Source organism: Pseudomonas sp. GQ91 (assembly GCF_059758795.1).
This window is the reverse complement of sequence record NZ_JCAXED010000003.1, coordinates 1-21,980: the sequence shown is the minus strand read 5'-3', so window position 1 is coordinate 21,980 and position 21,980 is coordinate 1. Positions and strand designations below refer to the sequence as shown.

At 54.3% G+C, this 21,980-nt stretch carries 23 protein-coding genes, 1 tRNA gene and 2 pseudogenes; 6 read left to right on the top strand and 20 right to left on the bottom strand.

The window, feature by feature from the left end:
* Positions 1 to 4: 4 nt before the first annotated feature.
* Positions 5 to 1,069, bottom strand: a complete 1,065-nt coding sequence (gene queA, locus AC6CIA_RS04915; protein ID WP_339531712.1) for a tRNA preQ1(34) S-adenosylmethionine ribosyltransferase-isomerase QueA — start codon at positions 1,067 to 1,069, stop codon at positions 5 to 7.
* A 108-nt stretch (positions 1,070 to 1,177) separates the two neighbouring features.
* On the opposite strand from queA, the gene AC6CIA_RS04910 reads away from it, so the two are divergent.
* Positions 1,178 to 1,262 (top strand) — tRNA-Leu (locus AC6CIA_RS04910).
* Positions 1,263 to 1,426: 164 nt separating this feature from the next.
* On the opposite strand, the gene AC6CIA_RS04905 is transcribed toward AC6CIA_RS04910, so the two are convergent.
* From AC6CIA_RS04905 to AC6CIA_RS04860, 10 genes are all read right to left on the bottom strand, one after another.
* Entirely contained in the window at positions 1,427 to 1,735 is a 309-nt protein-coding gene (locus AC6CIA_RS04905; protein WP_498310872.1) for a DUF3077 domain-containing protein, read from the bottom strand.
* 697 nt (positions 1,736 to 2,432) lie between these two features.
* Positions 2,433 to 2,879, bottom strand: a complete 447-nt coding sequence (locus AC6CIA_RS04900) for a hypothetical protein (RefSeq protein WP_498310871.1) — start codon at positions 2,877 to 2,879, stop codon at positions 2,433 to 2,435.
* Between the two features lie 1,003 nt (positions 2,880 to 3,882).
* Positions 3,883 to 5,382, bottom strand: coding sequence for a TolC family outer membrane protein (locus AC6CIA_RS04895; RefSeq protein WP_498310870.1), 1,500 nt, complete (start codon positions 5,380 to 5,382; stop codon positions 3,883 to 3,885).
* The gene (locus tag AC6CIA_RS04890; RefSeq protein ID WP_498310869.1) at positions 5,379 to 6,752 is read right to left on the bottom strand and encodes an HlyD family type I secretion periplasmic adaptor subunit; all 1,374 of its coding nucleotides are present in this window, start codon (positions 6,750 to 6,752) and stop codon (positions 5,379 to 5,381) included. Before AC6CIA_RS04890 ends, AC6CIA_RS04895 begins: the two co-directional genes overlap by 4 nt.
* Positions 6,753 to 6,770: 18 nt before the next feature.
* A complete protein-coding gene (locus tag AC6CIA_RS04885; protein WP_498310868.1) occupies positions 6,771 to 8,501 on the bottom strand; it encodes a type I secretion system permease/ATPase in 1,731 nt (576 codons plus the stop codon).
* A 106-nt stretch (positions 8,502 to 8,607) separates the two neighbouring features.
* Positions 8,608 to 9,033 carry a hypothetical protein gene (locus AC6CIA_RS04880; protein WP_498310867.1) on the bottom strand — a complete coding sequence of 142 codons (426 nt, stop codon included), beginning with the start codon at positions 9,031 to 9,033 and terminating at the stop codon, positions 8,608 to 8,610.
* Between the two features lie 44 nt (positions 9,034 to 9,077).
* A complete protein-coding gene (locus AC6CIA_RS04875) occupies positions 9,078 to 9,755 on the bottom strand; it encodes a calcium-binding protein (protein ID WP_498310866.1) in 678 nt (225 codons plus the stop codon).
* Between the two features lie 589 nt (positions 9,756 to 10,344).
* Positions 10,345 to 10,419, bottom strand: a complete 75-nt coding sequence (locus AC6CIA_RS04870) for a DUF3077 domain-containing protein (RefSeq protein ID WP_498311206.1) — start codon at positions 10,417 to 10,419, stop codon at positions 10,345 to 10,347.
* A gap of 24 nt (positions 10,420 to 10,443) precedes the next feature.
* The gene (locus AC6CIA_RS04865) at positions 10,444 to 12,015 is read right to left on the bottom strand and encodes a GMC family oxidoreductase (protein WP_498310865.1); all 1,572 of its coding nucleotides are present in this window, start codon (positions 12,013 to 12,015) and stop codon (positions 10,444 to 10,446) included.
* Positions 12,016 to 12,078: 63 nt separating this feature from the next.
* Positions 12,079 to 12,852, bottom strand: coding sequence for an alpha/beta hydrolase (locus tag AC6CIA_RS04860; RefSeq protein ID WP_498310864.1), 774 nt, complete (start codon positions 12,850 to 12,852; stop codon positions 12,079 to 12,081).
* Positions 12,853 to 12,940: 88 nt separating this feature from the next.
* Here AC6CIA_RS04860 and AC6CIA_RS04855 point away from each other — a divergent pair, with 88 nt between their 5' ends.
* Complete coding sequence (locus AC6CIA_RS04855; RefSeq protein WP_498310863.1) at positions 12,941 to 14,380, top strand: HD domain-containing phosphohydrolase; 1,440 nt, start codon at positions 12,941 to 12,943, stop codon at positions 14,378 to 14,380.
* A 23-nt stretch (positions 14,381 to 14,403) separates the two neighbouring features.
* Here the strand turns inward: AC6CIA_RS04855 and AC6CIA_RS04850 are convergent, their stop codons facing one another.
* On the bottom strand, positions 14,404 to 15,321 hold the full coding sequence (locus AC6CIA_RS04850; protein ID WP_498310861.1) for a LysR substrate-binding domain-containing protein: 918 nt from the start codon (positions 15,319 to 15,321) through the stop codon (positions 14,404 to 14,406).
* A 106-nt stretch (positions 15,322 to 15,427) separates the two neighbouring features.
* On the opposite strand from AC6CIA_RS04850, the gene AC6CIA_RS04845 reads away from it, so the two are divergent.
* Both AC6CIA_RS04845 and AC6CIA_RS04840 read left to right on the top strand, forming a co-directional pair.
* A complete protein-coding gene (locus AC6CIA_RS04845) occupies positions 15,428 to 15,760 on the top strand; it encodes a nuclear transport factor 2 family protein (protein ID WP_498310859.1) in 333 nt (110 codons plus the stop codon).
* On the top strand, positions 15,754 to 16,530 hold the full coding sequence (locus AC6CIA_RS04840; protein ID WP_498310858.1) for an SDR family oxidoreductase: 777 nt from the start codon (positions 15,754 to 15,756) through the stop codon (positions 16,528 to 16,530). Before AC6CIA_RS04845 ends, AC6CIA_RS04840 begins: the two co-directional genes overlap by 7 nt.
* Positions 16,531 to 16,688: 158 nt before the next feature.
* On the opposite strand, the gene AC6CIA_RS04835 is transcribed toward AC6CIA_RS04840, so the two are convergent.
* Both AC6CIA_RS04835 and AC6CIA_RS04830 read right to left on the bottom strand, forming a co-directional pair.
* Complete coding sequence (locus AC6CIA_RS04835; RefSeq protein WP_339533274.1) at positions 16,689 to 17,066, bottom strand: MerR family transcriptional regulator; 378 nt, start codon at positions 17,064 to 17,066, stop codon at positions 16,689 to 16,691.
* Positions 17,067 to 17,112: 46 nt separating this feature from the next.
* On the bottom strand, positions 17,113 to 17,586 hold the full coding sequence (locus tag AC6CIA_RS04830) for a carboxymuconolactone decarboxylase family protein (protein WP_498310857.1): 474 nt from the start codon (positions 17,584 to 17,586) through the stop codon (positions 17,113 to 17,115).
* Positions 17,587 to 18,015: 429 nt separating this feature from the next.
* On the opposite strand from AC6CIA_RS04830, the gene AC6CIA_RS04825 reads away from it, so the two are divergent.
* Positions 18,016 to 18,345, top strand: coding sequence for a hypothetical protein (locus tag AC6CIA_RS04825; RefSeq protein ID WP_498310856.1), 330 nt, complete (start codon positions 18,016 to 18,018; stop codon positions 18,343 to 18,345).
* An 81-nt stretch (positions 18,346 to 18,426) separates the two neighbouring features.
* Positions 18,427 to 18,798: a PH domain-containing protein gene (locus AC6CIA_RS04820; protein ID WP_339533286.1), complete on the top strand. Its 372-nt coding sequence runs from the start codon at positions 18,427 to 18,429 to the stop codon at positions 18,796 to 18,798.
* A 38-nt stretch (positions 18,799 to 18,836) separates the two neighbouring features.
* On the opposite strand, the gene AC6CIA_RS04815 is transcribed toward AC6CIA_RS04820, so the two are convergent.
* The 6 genes and pseudogenes from AC6CIA_RS04815 to AC6CIA_RS04790 form a co-directional block, all read right to left on the bottom strand.
* Positions 18,837 to 19,094 carry a hypothetical protein gene (locus AC6CIA_RS04815; RefSeq protein WP_498310855.1) on the bottom strand — a complete coding sequence of 86 codons (258 nt, stop codon included), beginning with the start codon at positions 19,092 to 19,094 and terminating at the stop codon, positions 18,837 to 18,839.
* Between the two features lie 397 nt (positions 19,095 to 19,491).
* Positions 19,492 to 19,752 (bottom strand): hypothetical protein, encoded by a 261-nt coding sequence (locus tag AC6CIA_RS04810; RefSeq protein WP_498310854.1) that lies wholly within the window; start codon positions 19,750 to 19,752, stop codon positions 19,492 to 19,494.
* 220 nt (positions 19,753 to 19,972) lie between these two features.
* Positions 19,973 to 20,320: pseudogene (locus AC6CIA_RS04805) on the bottom strand (RHS repeat domain-containing protein); the annotation flags it as partial.
* A 108-nt stretch (positions 20,321 to 20,428) separates the two neighbouring features.
* Positions 20,429 to 20,701 carry a PAAR domain-containing protein gene (locus tag AC6CIA_RS04800; protein WP_498310853.1) on the bottom strand — a complete coding sequence of 91 codons (273 nt, stop codon included), beginning with the start codon at positions 20,699 to 20,701 and terminating at the stop codon, positions 20,429 to 20,431.
* A gap of 529 nt (positions 20,702 to 21,230) precedes the next feature.
* Positions 21,231 to 21,590, bottom strand: coding sequence for a hypothetical protein (locus tag AC6CIA_RS04795; protein WP_498310851.1), 360 nt, complete (start codon positions 21,588 to 21,590; stop codon positions 21,231 to 21,233).
* Positions 21,587 to 21,980, bottom strand: a pseudogene (locus AC6CIA_RS04790) (hypothetical protein); the annotation flags it as partial. The gene AC6CIA_RS04795 and the pseudogene AC6CIA_RS04790, both read right to left, overlap by 4 nt.

Below are 21,980 nucleotides of genomic sequence, written 5' to 3'. Positions count from 1 at the left end.
CGACTCATGGTTGTCCCTCTGGGCCCGCTTCTTTAGGGGCAGTCGGCGCCGGATTGCGGGTGATAAACATCGCATCCCCGTAACTGAAAAAACGGTATCCGTTGTCGATGGCGGCTTTATAGGCAGCCATGGTTTCTGGATAACCCGCAAAAGCCGAGACCAGCATCAACAGCGTGGACTCCGGCAAATGAAAATTGGTCACCAGGGCATCGACCACATGAAACGGCCGGCCCGGGTAGATAAAGATATCGGTGTCGCCACTGAACGGCTTGAGTACACCGTCGCGCGCCGCACTCTCCAGGGAACGCACGCTGGTGGTGCCGACCGCCACCACTCGCCCGCCGCGCGCCTTGCACGCATTGACCGCGTCCACCACCTCTTGGCTGACCTCCAGCCATTCGCTGTGCATATGGTGGTCTTCAATGTTATCCACACGCACCGGCTGAAACGTCCCGGCCCCCACGTGCAGCGTCACATAAGCCGTCTCGACGCCCTTGGCGGCAATCGACTCCAGCAATGGCTGATCGAAATGCAGCCCCGCCGTCGGTGCCGCTACCGCGCCCAGTCGCTCGGAATACACCGTCTGGTAGCGCTCGCGGTCCGCGTCTTCGTCGGGGCGGTCTATATAAGGAGGCAGCGGCATATGCCCGACCCGCTCCAGCAGCGGCAATACTTCTTCGGCGAACTTGAGTTCGAACAACGCATCATGGCGCGCCACCATCTGCGCCTCGCCACCGCCCTCGATCAAGATCGAAGAGCCCGGTTTGGGCGACTTGCTGGAGCGCACATGGGCCAGCACACGATGGTTGTCCAGCACCCGCTCCACCAGAATTTCCAGCTTGCCGCCGGACGCTTTCTGGCCAAACAGCCGCGCCGGAATCACCCGGGTATTGTTGAAGACCATCAAATCGCCTGGGCGCAAATGCTCAAGCAAATCAGTGAATTGACGGTGTGCAAGGGCACCGCTGACCCCGTCCAGGGTCAACAGTCGACTGGCGCGACGCTCGGCCAAAGGGTGGCGAGCGATCAGCGAATCAGGCAGTTCAAAAGTAAAGTCAGCAACGCGCATGATGGGGTTCGTCTAGCAGGGCCGGGAAGTCTAGCGGAAATAGTGAAAATAGACCATGAAACGTGATTGACCAACGGTAATCTCATCTCTATACTTCGCCGCCATTGAGCCCTGATGGCGGAATTGGTAGACGCGGCGGATTCAAAATCCGTTTTCGAAAGGAGTGGGAGTTCGAGTCTCCCTCGGGGCACCATCTTAAAGAAAGACCTTGAAATTCAAGGTCTTTTTTTTCGCCTGCAGAAAAGTGGGTGACCAGCGCATTCACTGCTCACCACCCACTATCTATCTGAAACACGATCTACTGTGGGAGCGGGCTTGCCTGCGATGACGCCAGCCCCAACACCTCAAATCCCCTGCCTACACACCAACCCCTTCCCCCTCCTCAGTGACCCCATTCGGCAACATCCCATTCGCCAAATCATCCACCACCGCCTTCGCCATCTCCCCCAAATAATGTGCGGCCCAGGCGTAGCGATCTGCGCTGTTGTCCATCGCTGCATCCAATGCCAGCATTTTTGAACAATGGAGAAGCTCGGAGGCATGCTCGAGGGCATCGCGTATGGGTACGCCGGAATTGACGCGGAATAGGTGGTGGAGGTTGGGCTGTTTGCCGCAGGTGGAAAAGGTGATGACGCCGAGGGTTTTGTTGGGGGGTGGGTTGATCATTGGGCACCTCCCAGATGGGTGGAGGTGCGGGTTGAGGAATTGCGAGGGTACGATGATCAGAAATGTTCATTGATTAAGCTCCTATTAAGTGAGCCTATTGTTTTCGGATTATCAGGTCCGGTCGCTGGATTGGAAGCGACGGTGGAAGGTAGCGCAGGACCGGTCGGGACTGGAAGGCAGGATCTGTGGCGAAAGGTTTCCGGCAGACCGACCGGGATTAGGCAAGGGTTGGCGGAAAAAAAGTCGTGATCTGCTCCTTATTTACGCCTCAACAGGTAAGGGATACTCCGACAGGCTGCATTCGGCCAATAGCGGACGGCGGCAATGGGCAGATAACGGCCAAAAGCAGACTGTCCTGCAGCGGGGGTTAGTCCAACAGCCTGTCGACCACCTTGGCGTACATTTCTGCATTCCCTAAGCCCAAAGGCTTGCTAGCCTGATCATCCTTTTTCGTGGATACAGTAAAAGATGTAGGAAATTAGATCAGTAAAAATAAATCTGTCACCTTTTGCAGTCACCTTTTGCACTGATCTATTTTTCGAACCCCGAACCTGAGATTTCCCTGCAGTTTCCGGCGTTCTCTTTTTTCTGTGTTTCTATCTGGGCTGCTTGCATTCGGGAGATTCCGAGAACATTAGTCGGTGGGGATCCGGTTCAGGACAAATTTGAGCGGGAGTGCTCGTTGGCCATTGCGATTCTAGGATTCGTGATTTCGCTTGTGTGTCTCGTCTTCGCTGCGCTCAGGAGCACCGGCAGTATTGCTCATATTTGGGGGGCTTTTTCCGTGGTTGTGGCGGCTTCCGGCGGCCTCGGTATCCTCCTCCTTTTCGTGATGATCTCCATAAAAATCCAGCGCCTGGAATATGGACGCTACAACCGCCCTCCAGCGAGCTAGGTCCGCTTGGTATTGGCCGCTGCTCAGGTCCGTAGGCCTGCGACTCGCACTGGAAGAGACGAGAAAGGCATAGCGGATGAAGGGGACGACGGATAAAGGAATAAAGGAATAAAGGGATAAAGGGATAAAGGGATAAAGGGATAAAGAAGGGATAAAGGGGACGGATTTAATTTCTCTACTCAAAATGTCCGCTTTTGGCCGAAAGCCGCCATTTAGAGACGACAGATTTCGGCCAAAACTACCGCTCACGACGGGTATCTATCGACCCGTAGCGGACATTGTATACATGTGCGAGCATCTAACAGAACAAGTTCACGCCTCCTTCCTCGATCAGTTAGTGAGCACGATGGTGTACATGCGTGCTTCTATAACTGGGGGGGGGGTGTATCGCTTACAATATATACCGACACTATTGAAGAATCATTCTTATGTGTCTGTTGACTTCGCTAAGTGACATATTGCGCCTATTGAATTCGCAATCTAGGAAATCGCCCTCATCAACCCCTGCGTCATTTTCAAAACCCGAACGAATAAAATAGTTACAATGATTTTCATACAGGTAGTAATGAAGCTCGCCAAATAAGTCCAAAAAATCAACATCATAAAAGCATTCTGAAATTCGCTCTGACTCATGATGCGATGCTCGCTTAGTCGAGCCGTCGGAATAGGTGAATAACTTTTCAAGATGATTTAAAACACTTTGCTCGATGCGTTCAAGTTCGGATCTAGATATGTTGTCTCTGCACTTAAATGCGCAAAACAGATGGTAGCTTGGGCTCTCTGAGCTAGATGACCTGCTAGTGAGGTCACCCATGGTTATTCCAATTTTGGCAAATTGCCTATCTCTAGTATTAGCGCCAAGATACAGCCACTTAGTTGTTGACTCAAAATTTAATTTTGATTGGTTATGAATATATTCCATTTTATAGCAGGCGAATGGATCAGGCTCTAAGTCGTAATCTCTTCTTGTTCTTTTCAATTCTGTTATCTCAAATTAATTTAACTGGTAAAAAGTTGATCGTTAGGGGCAGCAGCGACCATCACTGTTGTACCAGTTTACTCGTTGCTGTCCTCGGCCTTGAAGACCCGCATGGCCTGCCGATCACGTGTGCCATAGTCGCTTTCTTTTAATATTGTAGAAAAGGGGACTAGAAAAGGGGACTGATTTATTTCTGAGAAATAAATCAGTCCCCTTTTTTTTCAAATGCTGACCGCTCGACGTCCGGAAAATATCCGGATATTTCAGCCCCCCCTAAAATAACATTCTTCTGTTCAGGGCCAAGACATCATCTTCAGAGAATCGGCCCGCATAAAACTGCACTTTAGGATAGGCCTGAAATAATTCAATCACTGCGCGTAGCAAATCCCTCCGGGCTTGATAGGTCTGATTCTCGGCATCCAGAACGTCCGAGTTGGTACGTTCACCACCTATTACACTCTTGCGCAAGGCCGCTACCAGATCGGAACCATCGGTCGCGCTCTGACGCAGCATATGGATTCTTTGCATGCTGGTCGTACAGGTCCGATAGTATTTTTCTACCAGATATTCTATGCCGTTACTTTTGTCTTGCAGGTCGTAACCCGCACGTTCCAGCTGACGGTGTGCTTGCTGTTTGGCGTAATAGCTTGATCCGCCGCTGAACAGCGGTATTGAAACCTGCAGGCCGATGGTTCTGCTGTGGTAATCGCGTCCGCTGTTATTGATGTTGTCGGAGTCGACCCGGTCCTGTGTCGCAAAAAGTGAAAGGCGAGGCATGAATTGCCCCTTCTCCCGCTCAATGCTCAGTTCGCTATAACTGACTGCCAGGCGAGCCGCTTGAATTTCCGGGTTCTCCGTCAGGGCATCATCGAGCAGCGTTTGTTTGTCGACACCTTGCAGTGGCAATTGCTCCGAGTACAAGTCGATGGACATCAGCTGCGATGCCTGGATTTCTTCGCCTAGCAGCATTGACAGTTCTTTCAGGGCATCCGCCAAGCCATTTTCGTAATCCACCAGTTGTGCGCGGATAGTGCCCAGCCGCGAGCGTGTTTCCAGGATGTCTACGCGGGTGCCTTCCCCTTGGGCGAAGACGGTTTCATTGTCATGTAGGGTATTTTGATAAGTGCGCAACTGATGACGGGTCAGTTCGAGCAAGTCACGGGCCAGCACAGCATTCAGGTAGACATCGATCAAGGAAATGGCCTGCTGCTGAAGTTGCAGTCGATACTCGATCTCGGCATGCTCCGCACGCAGTTTTCCCATGCGGTAGGTGCTGATGGCCGAATAGTCGAAAAGCACCTGCTCAACGTTCAGGCTGGTTCTCTTTCCAAAGAATCGATCGTCGATAGTATCGTCCTGGCCCACCAGGCTGGCTGGCTCAAGACGTTCCGACCGGTCCGTGCGGTTGCGCATATAGTTGATGGACACCTTGGGCAACAGGGCGGCTCGAGCAATATCCTCTTCATTCAAACCAGCATCACGAGCCACTTTTGCTGCCAGTGTTTTCGGGTTGTTGAGCAGCATGCTCTCGTAAGCCCGCACCAGGTCGATATTGGCTCCACCCGTTGACACCGCATTGACCGATGCCACAGATCGTGGATGTGAAAGGTCCGGCAGGTTTCGCGGCACTGATTCTGCCTGCACGACACTCGACCAGCCTGCGATGCATAACAGGGCAAGCGATGTCAGGGAACATGGCCGGAGTGTTCTCTTGCGTCGGAACACTTCAGGCAGGATGGATTTATCTTTCATCGTTTCGTATTTATCGTTCAATTCTCTGTCAGCGCCAGGCGTGTACGATCGCGAAGCGGTTTGAGCAGGTATGCCATTAACGTGCGTTCGCCAGTTTTGATAAAAGCGGTTACCGGCATACCGGGCACCAACGACAGCCCCGGTGCGATCTCCTGCCCCTGGAGATCACTCACATTGATTTCTATTCGGTAATAGGGCTGGTTCTTCGAGTCTTCCATCCTGTCCGCAGAGACCGTCTTGACGGTACCCAGCCGCTTGGGTGTGGTCGTGCGGCTGAACGCCATGAACTCCAGCTCGACCTGCAGGCCGGAATGAACCTTGTCCACCTCCGACACAGGCAAGCGTCCCTCTACCATCAGCGGTTCGTTCAACGGGACGATGTCCATCAGCTTCTCCCCGGGATTGACGACGCCGCCATGGGTAAATACCGACAGACCGGCCACGATACCCGTCGCTGGAGAGATGACGTTGCTGTTCTCTACTTCGTATTGCGCCGTATTCAATCGTGACTGCAAATCTGTCATGTAAGTACGAACTTCGCTCAGCTCGGTGCGCAGTTCTTTTTGATACTGGGCTTGCTGGGAAACCAGTTGCGCTTTTGCCTCGTTTACACTTTCTTTCAGCGAACCCAAACGACCCTGATCATCGGCAATCGACCCCAGCAGTTGATAATATTGGCGCTCTGCTTCCAGGAAACGATTTCGCGCCAGCAGTCCCTCATCGACCAAAATCCGCTGACTCTCAAGCTGACGATCAAAGCCACGGCGCTGATCCTCGCGTGAGCGCAAGATCCGTTGCACGCTGTTAATCTGCTCGAGTGTGCCGCGCAATGTTGCTTCCAGTCCGTCCTGCACTGCCTTTTGAGCACGCAGGCGACTATCGAACAACTGCTGCTGAACGCGAACGATGGCCTCTATCTGTGGGTTGCTTTCCCGCTCTTGCAGCAGGCTTTCATCAAAATGGACTTCTGGCAGTCCATCGCGTTCGGCCGTGAGGCGGTTCCAGGTAGCCAGCCTGGTCAAGTATTGCAGCCGCAACGAATCGAACTGATTCGAGGTCAATGTGGAATCCAGTTCAACCAGTACCTGGCCAGCTTCTACCCGCTCTCCCTCCACGACATGAATCTTTTGTATCTTGCCGCCTGCAAGTGGCTGAACGGCCTTGCGATTGCCACTGACAATGACTTTCGCCTCTATGGCTACACCTGCATCCAGCGGGGCCCATAACGCCCACCCCAAGAAACCGATTACGCCAAACAAGACGATAAGCCATCCCAGATGAACGTAATATCTGTCCTCCTTGGAGGATGAATTGCCTTTGTCGCACGCCGCATTCATCGAGTCAGCTACCATGCTTTCTATAAAGTCGGAGCAATGTTTTTGATTGCTCAATGCTTGTGGGGTCGAAAATCAAGGCGTCTCTACGGCAGCCCTGGCATTCATTGCAAGTTTCTGCGTTCTCGCCATGACTTCAGTCAGCGGCCCGAAGTCCACTCTGGTGCCTGCTTTCAGAATCAGCATCTTGTCCGCCTGTCTTGCAACGTTGGGCTTGTGCGTAATCAATACCAGGGTGATCCTGGCTTGTTTCATTCTGAAAATGGCTTGCGCCAGCATGGCTTCGCCCAGGTCATCCAGATTGGAGTTAGGCTCGTCCAATATGATCAAACTTGGATTTCCATAAAGCGCACGTGCCAGGCCTACTCGCTGGCGTTGCCCGCCCGATAATCCCATGCCGTTGTCACCCAACTGAGTCTGGTAGCCTTCCGGTAGCTGAAGAATCAATTCGTGCACGCCAGCCATCTGGGCTGCTGCAATGACTTTGGCTTCGTCCAGGGTATCGAAGCGGGCAATATTTTCAGCTACTGAACCTGAAAACAGCTGTACGTCCTGGGGCAAGTAACCAAGGTGTCTACCGAGGGTTTCAGGTTGCCACTGATCCAACGGCACATTGTCCAGGCGTACCTTGCCGCGTAGTGGCTCTAGCGCATTGACCAGGCACCGCCCCAGCGTACTTTTACCCGCACCGGAGGGACCCACGATTACCAGGCTCTCTCCTGGCGCCAATTTGAAGCAGATATTTTGCAGCAGCATCTGCGCCCGGTCAGGCGAAGTAACCGTCAATTGCTCGACGATGACTTCCCCTGTCGGTTGGGGGAATGCCATTCCCTTGTCCTCAGGTGGGAAGGCGTCCAGTAGCTGGTTGAGGCGGCGGTGCGCTTCCTTCACATTGGTCCAACTGCGGGAGGCGCCAATGATCTGATCGATCGGTGACAGGGCTCTGCTCATCAGCACTGACCCTGCGATCATCATGCCGGGCGTCATTTCATGTTCCAGAACCAGCCACGCGCACAGTCCCAAGCCCAATGACTGCATGACCAGTCTCAGGGCTTTGTTGAATCCCAGTAGTGTCGCCATGCGAACATAGGCGACACTTTGCTCGCGCACATAGGATTGATGCTGTACAGCCCAGCGACGCCGAAGATTCGCGAGCATACCCATGCCAGCGATCACCTCGGCATTGCGCAGGTTTGCATCGGCGCTACGGCTCGACGCAATCATCATTTCTCCGGCGTTTTTCAAGTGGCTGCGACTTATGCGTTCATTCAGCCAACCTGATGCTAGCAATATCAGGGTGCTGCCCAGGGCGAAAAACCCTAGCGCCGGGTGAAAATAGAACATGGCCAATATATAGATCGGAGACCATGGTGCATCGAACAAAGCCAGTAACCATTGGCCTGTAATGAATTGGCGCAGTTGCTGCAAGTCTTCCAGTGGCCGTGCTGCATTGCCCTTGCCGGTTTTCAGGTTGGCGTCGAATGCAGCATCGAAGACGCGAGGGGCCAGTTTTTCATCGAATCCAACACTCAGGCGCCATACCAACAGACTTCGTATCCATTCCAGTGCCCCGATAAATGTATAGATCATCAGGACAATCAGCGTCAGCATCCACAGCGTAGTTTCATTACCAGAGGCGAGAACCCGGTCATACACTTGCAGCATGTAGATCGTTGGGGCCAGCATTAAAATGGCTATCACGCCTGAAAACAGGCCGACGTGAATGAAAATGCCTCGGTAAGTCAGTAGTACGTCTGCAAGCTCACCACGTCCGGTGTTCGATGGCTTGAGATTAGTTGTGCTCATTGCATGCCAATCCTGCGCAATGTTTTTCTCCGAATAGCGTGCGATAAAAAAGCCCGCCGAAGCAGGGCTTTTTTTATGAGCGGGTTAAAGACTGGCTCAGTTGGCTCTATGCTTTTGCTGAAAACCGAGATTGCCAAGAAGCAGAGGAAGATGTGTTTGCATCCATGACTTCCCCGCCTACAGCCTTCGCTATCATTGCGGCACGAAGCGAGCCCAAATCTCCAGAGTTATCACCAGGGAGATTCAGGTTTTTCAGCTGTGCGGCGTAGGTGTCGGTAAACGCTACCGCGCCAGACTTGTAAATTGTCGCAACAAGCTGATCACCCTTCATGACAACGTTGGCTGCATTGTGGGGAGCGTTATCGGCATCAAGACGACCTATGCCTCGTTCCACTTCTTCGGCTTTACGCAGACCTTCAGCTGCGGCCTTCAGGTCATGAGCGAAGTTGGCGTTCGATTTGACCAGCGGAAGATTCAAGCCTGCAATGCTGCGCGACGTTGTCGCCAAAGGTATGCCTTTAGAAATTTCCATGAACTACACCTCCTTTTGTTCAACTCTTTCAAGTCCTAGGAAACTTACGCCAACGCCAGGTTCTGCAACGAGGTCTCGGTGTACGAAGCCTGGTCAGTGGGCAGCAACTGGGACAGATCGAACCCGGCACCAGTGCTGTCTGCCAGGTATTCGATATTGGTATTGACATTGTTCAGGTAGAAGTCCTGAATAAGGACCCCATGCTGAATGAGTCCATTCTGATCCACGCCTTCCGAAGTGTACAGCAGAAGGTCATTGTTGACCGCTTGATAGTGGATGTTGGCAAATGTGGTGTTGGTAAACTGCAGGGTATCAACACCACCCCCATAGCCCGGAACTTCGGCAGCCGTCTTGCCGTCGTTGATGATATCGATACCGGAGTTTACGGAGTATAGATAGAGGTCGTTGCCGTAATTGCCATACAAACGATCATTGCCCGCGCCACCAAACAACACGTCGTTTCCAGCTCCGGCGGGGGTGAGGAGATTGTCTCCGACGATAAGATCGTCTCCATCGCCTCCGTACAACTGATCGGATCCCTGATCGCCTATGATCGCATCGTCTCCGCCGTTGCCATAGATTACATCATTGCCTGTGCCTCCTTGGATAATGTCGTAGAAATTACTTCCATAGATGGTATCATTTCCACCAAGTCCATAAATGAAGGACATTTCGCTAGCCGATAAAACGTTGTCGTTGTTGTCGCCAGTAATAGTAGCCATACTTATCTCCATATAAGAATATAATTAACTAGCCGTAGGCAATGCTCCAGACAAATGCTTACGTGCGGCATGGAGGCTATCATACTGCCATTACCGTTGTGAATCCTGCGCAGAGCGGGCGGCCGCGATTAGTGACTAATCGCGAAAATTCGCCATGTGTCGGTACGGCATTTTTTGGTAGACCAGGGAGTCTATCCATAACCAGTCTCTTGTAGATATTGTTCACAGCTCGTCGGAAATTGGATGGAGAAATCCGATCAAGCTTCCACCCACACCAGTCCTTATTGGAGGCAGGTAGGGTGTACACTTCACCGTACAACGTGGAAGTGTAAACATGCAAAAAACCATGTTAATTATACAGTTATGCTATTATTCGAGTCTCCCTCGGGCACCATCTTAAAGAAAGACCTGGCAATTCAAGGTCTTTTTTTTCGCCTGCAGAAAAGTCCCTGACCGGCGAAGCTGTCCCTCACCACCTACCATCAACCTGAAACACGCGCCCACAGGAATTTGGCTTAACTGACCGGGATTAGCCCTTCCCCTCCTCAGTCACCCCATTCGCCAAATCATCCACCACCCGCTTCGCCAACTACCCCAGGTAATGCACGGCCCAGGCATAGCGATCGGCGCTTTTTTCCATGGCTGACTGAAAGTCAGTGAGCATAGGGTGCCTCAGTATTCTCATGAATTACCGATGCAGCGCTGTGGCCGTGACCCCATGCGCAGCGAGGACAAGCTCTGCTGCTCGTTCGGCGATGACGACGCACGGTGCCATCGTGTTGCCAACGGTAATTCGCGGCATGATCGAGGCATCAGCGATGCGCAGTTTATCGATGCCATACACGCGCAGTTGATGGTCGACCACCGACATCGTATCTCGGCCCATTTTCGCGGTGCAGGACTGGTGCCAGTAAGTCACGGCAGAGCTGCGGATGAACTGCTCCATAGCGCGATGTTCTTTCGGCCCGGGCACAACTTCGCGCTTGACCAACCCGTTGAAGGCTTCGCTGTTACCGAGCGCCCTGCACAGGTCGATCGACGCATACGCCGCGGTCATATCCTCGGGCGCGCTCAGCGAGTTCGGCTCAATGAGTGGGGCATCCAGTGGCCCGGCACCCGACAGGCGCAAACGTCCTCGACTGGCAGGCCTGGCCAGCCCTGCGAACATTGTCCAGCCATGTTGTGGCGGCTCAATCGCGACCTCAGCCGGAGAGGGTACCGCGAACGCCAGCTGACACTGCAACAGGTCCGGGACATCCAGACGACTGTCGCTTTTCCAGTACAACGTGGTTTCGCACCCGCCACTACCGACTGCCTGGGGTTGCAGGTACTCCCACGTACAGCCAAAGGCGAGATGGTCCTGAAGGTTCTGGCCCACGCCGGGAAGGTGATTGACCAATGCGATGCCGTGGTTTCGCAGTTCATCTTCCGGGCCGATGCCCGATTGCATGAGCACCTTGGGTGTTTGCACCGCGCCCATGGACAAGATGACCTCGGCTGCGGCATAGAAGCACTGCCGCTCACCTGCGATTACCACTTCGACACCGATAACCCGTGTACCGATAAGCAATACGCGGGTCACCAATGCCCCTGTCAGAACCGTCAAGTTCGGATAGTGCAAGCGTGGCCGGATGTAGGAGTCGTAAACGGATTCGCGCTTGCCCTGGTTAATGCGCAGGTCGGTAATCGCGACCCCGCCCGGGCCTTCCATCATCTCGCCATTGGGACTCTCGAATCGAGGGATACCCAGGCGGCTGGCTGCCTCCAGGGTTGCCCATGCGAGGGGCTGGGGCGTGGCCGGCTGTTCGACATGCACGGGGCCACCTGAACCACGTCGAGTGGCATCAGGGCGGCCTTGCCAGTTCTCGATCCTGCGGTAGTAATTGAGTATCGAATCGTAGCCCCAGGCCGGGTCGCCGGACTCGGCAGCGAAATGCTCCCAATCGGAGCGGTGCCCACGAGACCAGACCATCACATTGATGCTGGAGCCGCCACCGAGTCCTTTACCCATGTTCAGGGATAGCCGTCGACCATTGAGGTGTGGATTGGGTTGCGCCTCGAATGCCCAGTCGCGCTTTGAACCGAGGTTCATCGGCCATTGCGCCGGTTCGGTAACCTCGGGGCCCGAGTACCCTTCGCCCGCTTCAATCAGCAAGACGCGTGCGCTTTTCTGATCGGCAAGACGGGCCGCGACCACGCAGCCCGACGTGCCTGCACCACACACAATGAAGTCATAGTGTTGCTCACGCAGATGATTCATGCGGACGCTCCGTATCGATGCAGCGATTGAGTTGCGGTCAGCAGTGGCGTCATTTCCCTGCGATCACTGCTCGCCAACACTGTGCACGGCCTTGAGAATCACTGCGGCGACCTCGGCCGGCTGCGACTGCTGGGGAACATGGCTGGAGTGCACCTCTGTAACGGTGGCACCGATACGCTTGGCGGCAGAGCGCTGGACGTCGGGGTGGATCATCCGGTCTTCTGTGGCGAGCAGATACCAGGACGGTTTGGTCTTCCAGGACGACACGGTCGTTTTATCTTCGAAGGCAGATGCTTTGATGGGACCTTGCGTGGCGGTCATGACGGCGGTCTGCGCTGCCGGGAGATCCTGGGCGAAGTCCTTGGCCATGCCTTGCGGCGTCAAATAGAGGAAACCGTTGCCGTCTGCCTTGATCTGACTGATGCCAGGTGGCGTGGGCGCACCTTTACCTTGTTCGCCGCTGGTTTGCCCGGCCTCTGGCGCGAAGGCGGCGACATACACCAGCGCGCTGACCTTCTGGTCGCTACCGGCCTCGGTAATCACGGTGCCGCCCCAAGAGTGCCCGACTAGCACCACCTTGCCCTGCTGGTTGCTTAACACGCGGCGCGTAGCGGCAACATCGTCGGCAAGCGAGGTGAGCGGGTTTTGCACAACCGTAACGGCCACCCCTTGGGCTTGGAGCAATGGCACCACTTTGGCCCAGTCGGAGCCGTCGGCGAACGCGCCGTGTACGATCACCACGGAGGGTGTTGTATCCTGCGCGTGGCTGGCGCTTGCGATGAAGGTACCGGCTAGGGCAAAGGCGACGGTAGCGACTTTCGATTTGAATGTTTTCATTGGATGAGCTCCTGTTCGGGAGTTCAAATTCTGCTGACTAGCCTGCGTTGTGGGCATCGGTCAATTATCCGACCCCGGGACATTTTTCATGGATAGTGCGTTGCAACTGGACATCTCCCTGGGCGGAGCATTGGCGACGATCGCCCAGGTCGGCGACCTCAGCATGGGACAACCACTCGGTCATTCCCGGCGCGTTGCCGCACTGGCGCGGATGCTGGCGCAGGCCCGGCACGGCGACGGTGAGCACCTGAGGGTAGCGGAACAAGTTGCCTTGCTGCGCTGGTCCGGTTGCACCGCCAATGCCGAAGGCTTTGCGGATCTGTTGGGCGACGACGTCGATGGCCGCCGTGCGATGCTCGATTTGACGCTGGGCAATGAGCAAATGAATGCGGTGCACCAGGCAGCCCCGCTTGCCGTCGTGCACTGTGAGGTATCCGGGGCAATCGCCAAAACCCTCCAGCTCGGTGCCGACGTCGAGGCGGGCTTGTGTCGCGTGTTCGAAACCTACGATGGCACTGGCCGGCCGCTGGGCCTGACCCATGAGCACATTCCGGAGGTCGCCTATCAGGTGGTACTGGCAGGTGATCTGGATATTCTCAGTCGTGCACACGGCCTGGACGCGGCGCTACGCTGGATCAGAGAGCAGTCGGATCGGCGCTATCCCGCGTCGCTGGTAGCGTTGCTTCTGGGGAACGCAAAGGACTGGCTGGCGGATCTGGAAACGCTTTCGAAAACGGTTGACCACGCGCATGAACAGCGTTGCGTCTCACTGACGTTGGTGGGAGACATAATCGACTTGAAGCTGCCGTGGTTGGCAGGGCATTCGCGACAGGTAGCGCATGTCGCCGTGGAAGCTGCACGCCTGTGGGGGCTGCGTGAACCCACGTTGACAGACATTGGCAAGTCCGCGCTCATCTACGGTCTCGGCCGGGCAGCCGTTTCGAACCACCTTTGGAATACCCCAGGGACGCTGCCATACGGCGCTGCGGAGCGGGTGCGTCTTGTCCCTTACTGGACGCAACAGGCGCTTCGACCTATCACGGAACTGGCCGTGCCCGCAGAGATTGCGACCCATGCTTATGAACGGCTCAACGGTAGTGGCTATTTTCGAGGCGTGGCGGGTGATGCGCTGTGTGCCGAGCATCGCCTGTTCGCCACATCGGTCGCCTGGGTCGCGCTAAGGGAAGCCAGGCCATGGCGATCGGCCCACGGCGAAGCGGATGCAGCCAGGCTACTCAGACAGGATGCTGGCAGTGGTTTGTTCGACAACGATGTTTGCGAAGCCGTCATTGCCGCCGCAGGTGGCGAGCGTCGGATGCGTCAACCGAAGACTTCGTTACTCACGACTCGCGAGTGCCGCATCCTGCTGGAGATCAGCCGTGGTGCCAGCAACAAGCAGGTGGCGCGGCTGCTGGAGATCAGTCCGAGCACGGTTCGCACGCACATGGAAAGCATCTTTCGCAAACTGGAATGCTCGACCCGGGCAGCCGCTACCTTGAAGGGGCTGACACTCGGATTGATTGCCTGAGCCAGGTTCGGGTTAAGCCTGAATCAGGCGAGCCCGTCCTGATCGGCTTGACTGGCGCGTGCCAGGTCGATGAAGGCCTTGGCTGCCGCGCTGGGGTTGCGGCGGTTCGGGTAGTACAGGCACAGCTTGTCTCTGGGCGGGGTCCAGTCTTCGAGAGTGCGCACGAACTGTCCGCCGCGGATTTCGTCGTGAACGTCCTGTTCCATGAAAAAACCGAGCCCCATGCCTTCCTGCACCGCCACCTTGACCACGCTGGATTCATCCAGCGTAAGCGGCCCGCTCACATCGAGACGAGTCACTTCTCCGTCCCGCTCGAAATGCCACGGAAAAATCGCCCCATTCGGTAGTCGAACGCGAATGCATCGATGCTGGAGCAACTCGGATGGCGTTCGCGGTTTGCCGTATTTTTCGAAGTACGTCGGCGAACCGACCACAGCGTACCGTTGCGGCTGCCCGAGAGGGATCACAATCACGTCGTTCGGAACGAGGCTTGCTGAGCGCACGCCGAAATCGAAGCCGTCAGCAACGATATCCACCAGACGGCCTTCGGTGACGAGGTCGATGTGTACTTTCGGATGATGCTGCAGGAACTCCATCACCAGTGGCAGGAGCGCCGATCGGGCAGCGCTGGCGAACGTATTGATACGCAGCGTGCCCGAGGGCCCGGCGTTATGCGATCGCACTGCATCGAGTGCCGCACGCAAATCCTGCAAGGCTGGCCCCACCTGCTCGAGAAATATCCTGCCCGCGTCGGTGATGGCCACGCTACGGGTAGTGCGATTGAACAGCCGAGATTCGAGGCGCGCTTCCAGTTGGGCAATGGTGTGGCTCAACGCGGTGGTGGAGACATCGAGATCGATAGCGGCTTGCCGAAACGAACCCCTGCGTGCGACCGCTATAACAGCGTCCAGCTCACTGAGGCCTAAACGATCTTGCGACATAGATTATCCTGAATTTCGGGATGGGTCATAAAGGTTTGTCCCAGTTGAACAAACTATCCGTCAGGCAGCAAGATCGCTCCAGGAAATCCATCCAGGAGACCAGGATATGAGCCTTCAGCTTCCCGACGTCGTACAGACATACTTTGCGGTCAGCAATGGTGGCGATGCAGCACAACTTGCGAGCTGCTTCCGCTCTGACGCCACGGTTTGCGATGAGAGAAAAACATACGCAGGAACGGCTGCCATCGAAGCCTGGCAACAGGAGGCACGCAGAGTTTTCATCTATCAGGTCCAACCCCTGCAAGCCCTGCACAGGCAGGGCAGACTGACAGTCATTGCGCACCTTGTCGGGAATTTCCCCGGTAGCCCGGTTCAGCTGAGTCACGTCTTCACGCTGGAGGGCGGTCAAATCCGTTCCTTGGAGATCACGCCATGCTGAATCTGGGTTTGACTGGCAAGCGGGTCCTCGTCACCGGTGGCACCAAAGGCATCGGCAAGGCTGTCGTCGAGTTGTTACTGGCCGAGGGCGCGAAGGTCATCACCTCGGCCAGGCAGGTGGACGTTGAAATGCCGGGCGCTCTTCTGATTGCGGCTGATCTTTCGACCCGGGAAGGTTGTGACGTGCTGATCGCCGCGATCCAACAGCGGCTGGGTGGCGTGGACATAATGATCCACGTCCTGGGGGGTTCGTCGGCACCCGGCGGCGGTTTTGCCGCGTTGGACGAAGAACAGTGGCAACGAGAGCTCAGCCTGAACCTGTTGCCGGCGGTGCGCCTCGATCGCGCCTTGCTCCCGGGTATGCTGGAGCGCAAGGACGGGGTCGTCATCCACGTCACCTCCATCCAGAGTCGGCTGCCACTGCCGGAAGCTACAACAGCGTACGCGGCGGCCAAGGCCGCGCTTTCGACGTACAGCAAAAGTTTATCGAAAGAGGTTTCGCCCAAAGGCATCCGCGTGGTTCGGGTTTCGCCGGGCTGGGTTGAAACCGAAGCGTCGGTCGCATTAGCCGAACGACTGGCGCAGGAGGCAGGTACTGACTATCAAGGTGGTAAAGAGATCATCATGAAAGCACTTGGGGGTATCCCGCTCGGCCGCCCATCGACGCCTTCCGAAGTGGCTGACCTGATCGGTTTCCTGGCTTCGCCGCGAGCGGCATCAATCACCGGAAGTGAGTTTGTGATCGACGGCGGAACAGTACCAACGGTTTAGCCGTCTGTTTGCAGGAAGGCGCAAAATTCTGCCCCAGCGGCCATCATTTGGCCGCGTGTGGCGGCCCTGCGTTTTAGCGCAACGATACCCTACGTGAGTGTTTCAGAAGGCATCATCGAACATGTCGGCCGCATTCCGCTGAGCCCTTCGCGCCGGTGCTAAACATCCTCCTTAGCCTCAAGCCCACGGTAGTGATCAATCTTGGCTTGCAGTGCCGCGACGGCTTTTTGCATGGCAACAATTTCGGCCTGTACATCCTGTAGATGGCTTTCCAGCATCTGACGACGCTCGGCAACCGTTGAATCCCCGGCGCTGCGCAGCTTGGCGAATGTTTGCATTTTGCCGATGGTCATGTGAGTGGTGCGTAAACGCAGCAGAAACTCCAGCCACGCTATATCCGTCGGCGCATAAAGCCGTTGCCCGCCCACCGCACGGGCGACAGGTGCCAACAGCCCGATGCGTTCGTAGTAGCGCAAGGTATAGGCCGTGAGGCCGGTGCGCTTGGCGACTTGGTCAATCGTCTGGGAAGCGTTCATAAACACACTCCTTAACCATCGGGGTTCGGCAATGCGGTGGTCGCGCTCACTCGGGAGGTGCGGCAGCAATTTTGATGCCTCGCTTGGCAAACACTTCCCGCGCTGCGCTGATGCCATTCAAGGCGCTTTGAAAGCCCGCATACACCGCCATCTGGATGATGATTTCAACGATTTCTTCAGGTTTGCAACCAACATTCAACGCCCCCTCTATATGCACCTTGAGTTGAGGTTGCGCGTTCCCCAACGCAGTCAGGGCCGAGATGGTTGCCAGCTCGCGTGTACACAGCGCGATACCAGGCCTGGAAAACACATCACCATAGGCGAAGTCGACTATCCAATCACCCAGCTCGGGCGAGATATCGCTAAGCGAGTTGATTACGTTGTTGCCGGCGGTCCCGGTGATTCTTTCCAGGGCCTCTGTCCCTTTCGCTCGTCGACTATCCGCTTCAGTTGCCGACACCGGAAGTGCGACTGCTGAAAGCACGAGCCCGGTTATAGCGCTAAGTTTTTTAAATGTCATGACCTATCTCCTTGTTTAAGCCGCGCTACGGACCTGGCCGTTTTGGCGGTGCAACAAGAAGGCTATTGGTTAGAGCGCGCTCTAAGTCAAGCGCTAGGTGCTTTCAGTTAAAGGGAAGCAGAATCGACCGGGAATAGGTAGCCGCGGGCGTTAAATCCCCCCTTGTTCCACGCAAAAGCCGTCAACAAAAACGTGTGCATCCTGAATACACAGGGCGCCTATGAGTTCTTCGCGAGCAAGCTCGCTCCTACAACAAGCGTTGGCTAGTGTGTTGGTTTTTGTGATGCTCACCCCGCGCGCCATAGGCACTTCAGCTATCTGCATACGCGTGGTAACTCCCTGAGCTGGCGCACAAATCCCCAAAGTCTTTTTTTTCCGCCGCAGAACAGTGATCATCGCCCTCCCCCAGAACCCCGAGGAACCGAAACCATGGAATTAACGCTGGAAGCTGTTGCGCTCTTCGCACTTAAACTGGTGCACGAGACCGACGGCGGCAGCCCGATATTGCGAGATGATCCGGTGATGGACGGATATGAGCGGGAAGTGTTTGGGTTGTTGGTGCGCAACGGAGATCTGGCAACCATCCAGCGTAAGCTGAACGAATGTATGGAATCGGCCTTGGAGGCTCTGGGAGGCGCCAACACGGTGCTGGGGCGTGAACTGCGAAAGCTGGCGACTCGGGTCGACCAGGCTTCAACGCTAAATGAACTGAACGCCCCGCTCGACGCCCTCAAGGACTATCTCAAGGCTATCCTATAAACGCGACCTGCTTCTGTAGGAGCAAACTTGCTCGCGATGGGCGTCAACGCGCCCTCCCTGACAAACCACAAGGCCCGACCGATGATCGACTTCAACAACAAAGGTTTCTTCAAGCTCAAACAAAACAACGAATACGCTGAACGCGTTGCGTCCCTGTTGCTGGATGACGAACAGGTTGTGGACGCCTACAAAGCCATGCGCGACGGCGTGGTCTTCACGACCAAGCGCATCATCGCCGTGAACGTACAAGGCATCACCGGCAGCAAGAAGGACTTCACTTCACTGCCGTACAAAAACATCGTGGCGTACTCCGTGGAAACATCCGGCACATTCGACCTCGATTCGGAGTTGGAAATCTACTTTTCATCCCTGGGCAAAGTGAAGTTCGAATTCACGGGCCAGACCTCCATCGTCGAAATCTCACGGCTGATTTCCAAGCACCTGCTCACCTGACCCCGCAATCAACAAGCACTTTCAGGTCGCAAACTTTCTCAAAACACATAGGTCAGTCCCGAATGACACTTACTTAAGTGGGATTTTTTGCCGTTGTGCAGGCGCTCTTTGAGGTTGCCGCGTTCGTCGTAGCTGTAGTGGACGCCGACGTAGTCACGCAGCAGGTTGTCGAGCAGCTTGGGTGGGCCGTAGTGATTGGGACGGCGCGGAGCCTGCGGGTCCAGTAGATTGCTGGCCGGGTCGAAGGCGAAGGTCTCTTCGTCTTTGATGGTGCTGGCGGCAAGTAATCGACCCAACGGATCATAGCGGTAGCTGAGTGCACCGCGACGGGTGTCGTCGATGTGGGTCAGTTGGCTGGCGGCGTTTTGGCATCGGTGATGACCACGGGCAGGTTGTCGCTGTTGTAGGTTTACTGGGTGGTGTTCTCCAGCGGGTCGACGGTTTCGATGATGTTGCCGCGTTGAGTCGTACCGCCGCAGGCATAAGCATTAACGCGATCAAGCCAATGCCGATGATGTCCAGTTGTTAAAGAGCAGTGCGTCGGATGTACGGCACAGTGAAAACTACTGCGATCAGGGCTGCGCCACAGGCGATCCTGATGCCATCAACTTCCACTGGAAGTTGAGTCCGAAGTACGTGACGGACTCGATCACCGAGCCGCTTTTGTCTGTGGTGTCCTGCGAATAACAGGCATTAATTAGACGTGGTCGTTACTATATCTTTATTCAAAATAATAATGTCTACGTGCTTATCATATGAAAAATTGCTTGTTACATCCTGAAGATGCAGGTGCTCAACTTCGTTTTTTTTCATTTCCATGGCTGCGTTAATAAAAAAAAATCCGATCAATTCTAGTGTGTTGGCATCAGCTACAATTGATATTTCATCAAGTTTTAGCTCATGACTGGAATTGATGGCAGTTCCGTGAATGGTGAAGGCGTTTAGCTTTTTCATATATCAAAACCTTTATCTCTCAAAAATCTTTTTCAGTGCGAGTTAGGCCCGAGATGTCTCCGCGAGATCCATGGCTTTGGGTGCCATCTTGGTTTATGACGATTTCTTTGCGTCTAGATTTGCACTCGCAGTGAGCATGGGTTTTTTGATGTGTGTTCTCTACGTGAGGGGGATCAATGCGAACTCTGCCATTTCCTACGGGTTGCCAGCGTCCAGATTTAGCCAGCCCAAACGGATCAACCCACTCAACTGGATTCGGCCCATACACATAGACATTCAGCCCGCCCGCAAACCCAATCGGGTCCTTGGCAATAAACCGTCCTACCTGTGGATCATAGTACCGATAGCGGTTGTAGTGCAGCCTGGTTTCCAGATCGAAGTATTGCCCCTGAAAGTGCAGTGGATTGCGGATGTCGGTCTGTTTGGCGTGTTCGCTTCGCTGTTCCTTCGCCAGTCCTCAGGATTTGTAGATGCCAGCCCAGGCGATATCGCCCTGTTCGTCGGTCAGTTCCATCGGCGTACCGAGGTGGTCGCATGGGTACCAGGCCACTGCATTGAAGGTCACAGGCATCGCTGTGGGTGAGCAGATGATCTTCGGCGTCGCGCACGTTGACGCTGACATCGGTGCGATGAAGTCATGCCAGCGTCATCAAACTGTTAAAGAGCCGGTGGCCGCTCAGCGATGAACGGCGCCATGAGAGCCGCTGGCGATCAGAGTGGCACCGGAGGCGGCCTTCATGTCGATCAGTGCCACCGGGACACCGTTGATGGAGTAGCCTCTGCTGCCCTCAATGATCGGGAAGGCGCCCTTACATAAGGGGCATGTCACCATGCTGCCTTTGCCCGCCATGGGTTTGCCGTTGAGTTGGGTGTGAGGGATGGATTCGGTGACAACACCGCTGTATTCTGTCGTGCCGCCGAAACGAATGATTTTTTCATAACAGCACATTCATAATATTTGAAATATTATTCTTTAAGGAAGCATTTAAATTTTTTTATTTTGACAATATATTTAGACCTAAAGCAATCCCTTCCTTGCCTTGGCTGATTGAGCTTTTCGCAGAATTTTTTAAAAAATTAATTGCAGAGCTCGGTTCGTATTAGCGCGCAACAATATCTGCCACAACCCAGCAGAAATCCAAGCTTCTATATTTATGGCAATTACTACCTATAACTTTCAGTAATCTGTTTTTTTGCAAGAAGGAAAGCCTTTCAATGTCTGTCGAGAAACGAAGCAAGAATGAGTCCATCCCAGGCCTCACAAAAAGCATCTCTGCTGATAGAATTTAAAAATTCAAGTCAAGGCACTCATCAGAATAAAATCGCATCCTAATTTCATCTGACCGTAGTCATTGTAAAGTTTTTAAAGCCTTACTCTCCTTGTTATCATATTCCCCATATAAACCCCGCCTTAATCTCTCCATGCATTCTCCTTCGAACATATAAAGATCACAACGTATTTAGTCGATCAGTCGGTATTAGTTTTTATCTTTCAGGTTTTTTAAAGCTCTGGAGCGTTTCGAGAATTGTTCGATATCATCCAAGGCATCTCTGGCTCTACCGGAAAGCTCCGTGTTTTTCAAAAGACTGATTAACAGTGGAATCGTAATTTCCTCACTTATGGATTTATGTATTCGTGCCACATGCCCTAGACATGTAATGGCTAGGCCTGTTACATTTGAACTTTTATTTTTATTTATCTGATCAATACATTTCTCTTGAACCCAGTCGGGATCATTTATGTTGAATGTCATATACATAATTGCATCTACGATTGTTTTTTCGTCATCAGATTCAAGTAGTAAATTTATGTCTTCCTTGTTATGTGATTTGGTCATGTCTTTCTCCTGATTTTTCCCTTGTTTGTTATCTGCCCAGTTCTTCTGAGTGAATTTTTTTGGTCGTTATGAAGATCACACCAGCACCGTACATGCCCATGAAATTCCTCATTTCCATTTGGAAGTACTTGTGTTCTGTCAAGGACGACGAATTCGCTGTTTTTGGTATCAACTCCGACCCTGCGAGGGGATGAGTCTTTAACTTGAACAGAGTTATCCAGCGCCACCTGCCCGTTTGAGGGGGCTCGACTCTTAACTGAATTATCTGTAGTGCTATGGTATGGGGCGTCTTTATATACTCTTGCCAACCCAAACGGATCAATCCACCCAACCGGATTCGGCGCATACGCATAGACATTCAGCCCACCCGCAAACCCGATCGGGTCCTTG